Origin of the sequence: Algibacter sp. (assembly GCF_049667265.1) — a bacterium.
GTDB lineage: Bacteria > Bacteroidota > Bacteroidia > Flavobacteriales > Flavobacteriaceae > Algibacter_B.
The window spans coordinates 1-5,992 of record NZ_JBATHX010000040.1; the positions used below are offsets into that span (position 1 = coordinate 1).

7 protein-coding genes and 1 pseudogene are annotated in these 5,992 nt (G+C 30.9%); all 8 read right to left on the reverse strand.

The window, feature by feature from the left end:
- A pseudogene (locus tag WBN21_RS01260) lies at positions 1–286 on the reverse strand (Crp/Fnr family transcriptional regulator); the annotation flags it as partial.
- 159 nt (positions 287–445) lie between these two features.
- Complete coding sequence (locus WBN21_RS01265) at positions 446–1,081, reverse strand: YceI family protein (protein WP_424197498.1); 636 nt, start codon at positions 1,079–1,081, stop codon at positions 446–448.
- Entirely contained in the window at positions 1,074–1,703 is a 630-nt protein-coding gene (locus WBN21_RS01270) for an intradiol ring-cleavage dioxygenase (RefSeq protein ID WP_424197499.1), read from the reverse strand. Before WBN21_RS01270 ends, WBN21_RS01265 begins: the two co-directional genes overlap by 8 nt.
- A 158-nt stretch (positions 1,704–1,861) precedes the next feature.
- The gene (locus WBN21_RS01275) at positions 1,862–2,425 is read right to left on the reverse strand and encodes a hypothetical protein (protein WP_424197500.1); all 564 of its coding nucleotides are present in this window, start codon (positions 2,423–2,425) and stop codon (positions 1,862–1,864) included.
- 247 nt (positions 2,426–2,672) lie between these two features.
- The gene (locus WBN21_RS01280; RefSeq protein WP_424197501.1) at positions 2,673–3,434 is read right to left on the reverse strand and encodes a DUF6090 family protein; all 762 of its coding nucleotides are present in this window, start codon (positions 3,432–3,434) and stop codon (positions 2,673–2,675) included.
- A 218-nt stretch (positions 3,435–3,652) separates the two neighbouring features.
- Complete coding sequence (locus WBN21_RS01285; protein ID WP_424197502.1) at positions 3,653–4,060, reverse strand: DUF2391 family protein; 408 nt, start codon at positions 4,058–4,060, stop codon at positions 3,653–3,655.
- A gap of 197 nt (positions 4,061–4,257) precedes the next feature.
- The gene (locus WBN21_RS01290; RefSeq protein WP_424197503.1) at positions 4,258–5,238 is read right to left on the reverse strand and encodes a hypothetical protein; all 981 of its coding nucleotides are present in this window, start codon (positions 5,236–5,238) and stop codon (positions 4,258–4,260) included.
- A 152-nt stretch (positions 5,239–5,390) separates the two neighbouring features.
- A complete protein-coding gene (locus tag WBN21_RS01295) occupies positions 5,391–5,987 on the reverse strand; it encodes a mobile mystery protein B (protein WP_424197504.1) in 597 nt (198 codons plus the stop codon).
- Positions 5,988–5,992: the final 5 nt, after the last annotated feature.

Genomic DNA, 5,992 nt, shown 5'->3' on the forward strand with positions numbered 1-5,992 from the left:
TAGTTTCAAAATAATCAGACGAGGGTGTTTCATTCATAAAACTATCAATAGAAGTAAAAAAGTTTTGCTCGTCAACAAGATGTTCTATGATTATTTTTCCGTTTACATTTTGGTATCCTCTTACAATTCCGCTACTTAAGAAGTAAATGTATCGTTCTGTTTTTCCTGCTTCCAAAAGAAATGTTTGTGCAATAGTTTCTACAGGAATAAAATGTTTACTGATTAAATCTACTTCTTCTTGAGTTAAAAAGATTCTTGATTTTATATGTTTAATTAGATTTTCCATTTGTTGTGAGTGGCAATGGCATAGAACGTGTTTGCATATGGTTTGTTGGGTGTTTTAAGCACTTAATTTAGTAAATAAAAACCGAATAGAAAATCCGTGAGGATTTTTATAAGTAGGCTAGAACTAGCAATAAAATATATACGGTGTTGCACACAGTTTTTATTCCGTTTCTAATTTAATTTTCATTACAATATCCTTGTCTACTAATGTCTTATCTGCAAAATTCCCTTCGTAGGCAATGTTCCATTGATATCTGTCCAACGTAAATTTTGTCTCAAAAAATTTCCCTTGATATTTTGCTCCAAACTCTATGTTTTTTGTAATATCTTTTAAAGTCAAATTTCCCGAAACAACTAAACTGTCTGAATTTATTTGTTTGATTTTTGTTATCTGAAATTCGGATGACTTAAACTTTTCTACATCAAAAAAATCTATACTTTTTAAATGGTTGTTCAAGTTATTCCTCGGCACAGGTTCATGTTCTGGAATATCTGTTACTCCAATTGTGGTCATATCTACAATAAAATTACCATTTACTAATTTGTTGTTTTCAGTAATTAAGTAGCCACTTTTCAATTTAATTTCTCCTTCATGTTTTCCTGCTCCACGCATTTTGGTTCCTTTCCAATAGATATTAGATTTGGTTAGGTCAATTTTAATCGTGTCGCCCGTTGTTTTAGTTTTAAGTTCTGTTCTTTCAGCTGTTACAGTCGCTTTTTGAGCATCTGAATTGTGTTTGCCAATACAAGAAGTTAGTAATATTGAAAATGTGATTATTACAAGAACCTTATTCATAGTCAGGAATATTTAAGCCTAAAATAATATCTCGCTTTACGGTCAAAATTTCATCTTTTAAAATTGGCTTTACTATTCCTGAACCTCCGCGATTTTCTAATATGTTTCGTTCATTTTTCGTCAACATTGCGTCATCATCAAAGACGAATTCATCAATATAATATTCGTTTTTGTTTGGTTCTTTTACAGTAATGTGAATGTGTTCGGGTTCTGCACCGTTTGGATAAGATGCAGGTCTAAAGGTTAAAAATGTGTATTCGCCTGTTTTGTCCGTTTTTATCCACCCACGAATATATCCGTGCCTTTTTGCCCAATCTTTTTCATTGCCTTTAGTTGCATAAATTCCGTTTCTGTCTGTTTGATAGATGTAGAGAATAACGTTTTCAACTGGCGTTTTTCCATCCTTTTCAAAAACAGTTCCTGTTAGTTTCAATTTGGGTTCGTTTTTCTCAAAATCAGGAAGTGTGTCTGTTGATGTTAGTTTTAGGTTCCCATATTCAAAAATTGCCTCACAACCTTCGCAAGGTCCACCAACTAATTTATTCATATCAGTTTTCTTGGTTTGTGATTCGCAAGTAGTAACTGTTAGCAACAAAATCAGCATGAAATTTAGAGTTTTCATTGTTTTTTCAAATTGTGGGCAAGGTTGTTGTGTATGGTTAGTTGCGTGGCTAAGCAACTAATTTAGTAAACAAATACGAACCAGAGAAAAATTTGAAGGAATTTTCCAGATAAGCACTTACCAAAGCAATTATTTATACACGGTGTTATAGTGCGTTTTTATTCCACTTTTCCTATTGGATAGAAATTTTCGGTTGTCTTATAGACTGTCTTGTCATTTTCTTTCCACAATGTAAAACTTCCTCCCCAAATAATTTCAGGATATTTTAAAATCTGTTCAGTCATATCTCTAACTGCAAAGATTAATTTTGCATCTGGTAATGACATCATTTCTATGGCTTCATGAGGCAAAAACCACTTCACATCTAATTTTCCTTCTGGTAATCTTAATTCTCCATCTACAGAATTAGCAACATAATGTTGTCGAAAAGACGATTGTGGTTTATAATCGGAAATGAACATAAAAATTCCCGAAAGTTTTGGTGAAGAAATTGTAAGTCCAAAATCAGAAGCTAAATCATTTAGTCCTTTGTTTGTAGTCAATTTTGAGTTATGTCTCAAAGCTGGTGTCATCCAACCATTTTTGTGTTTTTCCAATAAAATTTCTCCATTCGAATTATAAATTATTAATCGTTGAATGGTATAAGTGTCATTTTGCGTTTCTTGAGCGAAAGATTCTATTCCCAATAGAATTACAAAAAATAGAAGAATTATTTTTTTCATTATTGACTTATATTTTTAGTTCAAATTGTTGGATTGTTCCAGTTTCGCTTAAATGCACTACGTGTTTGTGTATGGTTAGTTGCGTGAGTTAGCACATAACTTTGCAAGTACACACCAAACTGAAAATCCTCAATAATTTTCAGAAGTAGGCGAGATTAAGCAATTGCTTATAGCCATTGTTGTGCTTTCGTTATTTGTAATTTCCGTATTACTTTTACCAATTATTTATGTGATTTAGATGCTATTTTTAATTTTCATATTCTTCGAGTTCTAATTCTAATAATTTTATTATAGCAATTATTTCTTTTCTTAAACTTTGACCTTCTTTTAAAACTGAATTCATCCATGAAGCTAAAAATATCATAGAACTTTCAAACTTGTTGGATTCAATTAAAACAATCAGCTTCTCATTTATTTTTTGCTCTTCTTCGATTGAAACATTGGCTTTATTTACCCAAAATTGATAATTGTTGATTAGCCCTTCTGTTATGATAAACTTGTGTAAGTTCTCAATCAGAAAATCCTTTATAGTTTCTTCACTTTCTTGATAATCGCGTTGTAACCCTTGAAAGGCTGATACTTTTTCCTTTAAAACATTATCAGAAATTAGATTAATTTTTCCTGTACTAATCATTGAATTATAAACGCCTTGAGAAGGGTCATATGACGGGGTGTTTAAAACACTTCGGGAAAGTGAAACCAAACTGTCTACTGATATTAATTTGGGATTTATTGACATTGCAGCTTCAATACTTTCTTTTTTGGTAAGGTAGCGGTTATAGGATTTATCAAAAAGAGTTAGGTTTATTGTAAATTCTTTATGAAGACTTTTCATTAATTGAATTTCTTCTTTTTCAAGTTTGTGATTATTGTTCCAATTATTTATCTGAAGTGCTATTAGAATTCCAATAACTACAAGAACAATTTCACCAATAGCATAAAGTAGATACTTACTAAATTTATTTTCAGAGAGCATTTTTTGGCGAATTTTTCTAAAGAATTTTATCATTGGTTTGCGGTTTGTTCAAATTGCACACAACGGTCTTGTGCATGGTTAGTTGCGTGGTAAAGCAACTAATTTAATAAACATTCACGAGCCAGAGAAAATTCCGAAGGAATTTTCCAAATAAGCACTTGCCAAAGCAATTAATTATATATGTTGCTGTGCTTTCGTGCTTTACTCATCCTTTTTATTTATGAAACGAATAGATGGTTATCAATATCTAATTATTCTTTATCAAATCCATCAACAATGACTCCACCCATAGATGCTGGAAAACCAAGTATAATTATTCTTTTCAAGGCAATTATGGGATCGTCTAAAATTGGCATTCTGTTAAGTGCAAATAGAACAATAAAAACGATAATAAGGGCAATTCCATAATCAATTATGATTCGAAAAACGAAATGGGATATTCTGTGCTTTATTTGTCCTTGAAATATTCCTTGAATAGAGTATAAACTAATAAATAATAACGATAAAAAAACAAGTACAATTACGTTAAGAAAAGGTAAAGTTTCGCTAAGTCTCCAAGATTCTTCTGAGAATGCTATGGGAACAGTCAATGCAGAGGACCCAACTATTACCTGAACAATATCTTCTGTGTTGATAGATTTTTTGAAAGATTTAATCATTTTTCTTTATACAATTTAAGCCTCTGTTTGAATTAAATGTTTTAAAGTTCTTGCCTGAAGCACAACGGCTTCGTGTATGGTTTCGTTGCGTGTTTAGGTAACTAATTTAGCAAAAGAAAACGAGCCAGAGGAAAATCCGTAGGATTTTCCAAGTAATCATTGCACTAGCAATGAATTATATACGTTGTTGTGCGTAGTTATTTTTCCGTTTGCTTATTTATCCAATCCATTAAATCATCTTTATTTATTTCATTCCAAGTTGTCTGTGTATTCCGATTTTCGGATTGATTATATTCTGGTTGTAAAACAATTAATTCCGTATTTTCATTTCCAGCAAGTTCTAATTCGGCTAAAAACCCAACTATGTCAGTCGAATTGTTTTCATATAAGGTTCTGTAGTACTTTTTTAGTCTATATTTTATTTTAGGCTCAATATAAGCTCTAACAGCATAATTTTTGTAAAACTTAACATTCTCATTATTTTCATCAGAGTAGCTATAAGTCGAGAAATTGTGGTAATTATCTTGGGCAGTTTTAGGCGTGCCTTTCAAATAGGTTTCCAACATAAAATTCATAAATATTGGCTCCCAAAGGTCAATTAAATTGATTTTTATATCTCGTTTGTGTTGTTGCCATTTTCTTGTCCAATCCAATGTGAAATCACAAATAACAACTCCTTTTATGTTAACCTGAAAATCATAATCTCCCTTTTTGATAAATTCAATATATTTCATCGCTCTATGTCCTACTAAACTTGCTCCTAAAAAGAAAATGTTTTCATTAGGTAAATTATGTTTGTTAAAGAGCTCTTTAATTAAATTATGAGTATAATTCCCAGATGATTTAGAAAAGTAAAAGTCTAAAGGGATTTCAGTTGAAATTGACAATACCGCAAAATTATTTTCAGATGCTTGACTATACATCTGCTTTGAGCTAAAATTCTTTTTGTCATATTTTGAATCTTCGAGGAAAATAAGTACACCTTTAATCTCTTTATTTTCAGGAAGCATTAGGGTATAGCCTTTTTGAATAAAAGACAGAAAGTCATTTTCTCCTATTCCAACTTTTAGACTATCATTTTTTACAGGTTCGTAATATTCAACCATTTTCTGTGAAAAAGATTTCGTGCTAAAAATAGTAAAGAAGAGTAAAAATAATACCTTAAAAGATATTTTCATTATCGTTTTTTTTAATTATGCACAACGTGTTTGTGTATGGTTAGTTGCGTGGTTAAGCAACTAATTTAGTAAATAAATCACGGATAGAATATTCCGCCGGAATGTTCGTAAGTCGGCAGTCACCAAGCAATTAATAATACACGTTATTGGCATTAGTTTTTTGCAAATTCAATTAACTGTTTGAAATTTCCTTTATCAGCTTCTCTTAAAGCTTTTATATATTGATTTCTTGTTTCGTTAGCTTTAACCATATTTGATTGATGCCAAGAAAATATTTCATTCTCAAATATTGATTCCATAATTATATCAGCCATCATCCTAGAGTGTCTTCCATTTCCATTTGGAAAGCAATGAATGGATACTATGCGATGTTTAAATCTTATAGCTATTTCTTCAGGTGGAAAAGTTTTGTTTTCTATCCAATACTTAGTGTCGTCTAGTAAATTTTTTAATTCAATTCCAATTTGCGTCCACGGAATTCCAATGTTCTTTTCAGTCTTTCTAAAATCGCCTGCCCATTTCCATACATCACCATACATTCTTTTGTGCAAGTCTCTGACAAACTTTTCAGTTAAAATTTTTTCAAGTTTAAATTTTGTATGAATAGTCCATTCTACTGCTTTTTCAATATTCAATTGCTCAAATTCATCTAGTTCTCCTTGAGTAGTAATAGACTTTATTTTAAGACCTTCCTTTTCTTCTTCATCTAAAGGTGTTTGTCCATCTTTATAATCGAATTCTAATCCCATAATGA

What these genes read in the sequence shown, in the direction of transcription:
- WBN21_RS01280 (WP_424197501.1), bottom strand. Translation starts at nt 3,434, where the DNA reads ATGATAAAATTCTTTAGAAAAATTCGCCAAAAAATGCTCTCTGAAAAT.
- WBN21_RS01275 (WP_424197500.1), bottom strand. Translation starts at nt 2,425, where the DNA reads ATGAAAAAAATAATTCTTCTATTTTTTGTAATTCTATTGGGAATAGAA.
- WBN21_RS01285 (WP_424197502.1), bottom strand. Translation starts at nt 4,060, where the DNA reads ATGATTAAATCTTTCAAAAAATCTATCAACACAGAAGATATTGTTCAG.
- WBN21_RS01290 (WP_424197503.1), bottom strand. Translation starts at nt 5,238, where the DNA reads ATGAAAATATCTTTTAAGGTATTATTTTTACTCTTCTTTACTATTTTT.
- WBN21_RS01295 (WP_424197504.1), bottom strand. Translation starts at nt 5,987, where the DNA reads ATGGGATTAGAATTCGATTATAAAGATGGACAAACACCTTTAGATGAA.
- WBN21_RS01270 (WP_424197499.1), bottom strand. Translation starts at nt 1,703, where the DNA reads ATGAAAACTCTAAATTTCATGCTGATTTTGTTGCTAACAGTTACTACT.
- WBN21_RS01265 (WP_424197498.1), bottom strand. Translation starts at nt 1,081, where the DNA reads ATGAATAAGGTTCTTGTAATAATCACATTTTCAATATTACTAACTTCT.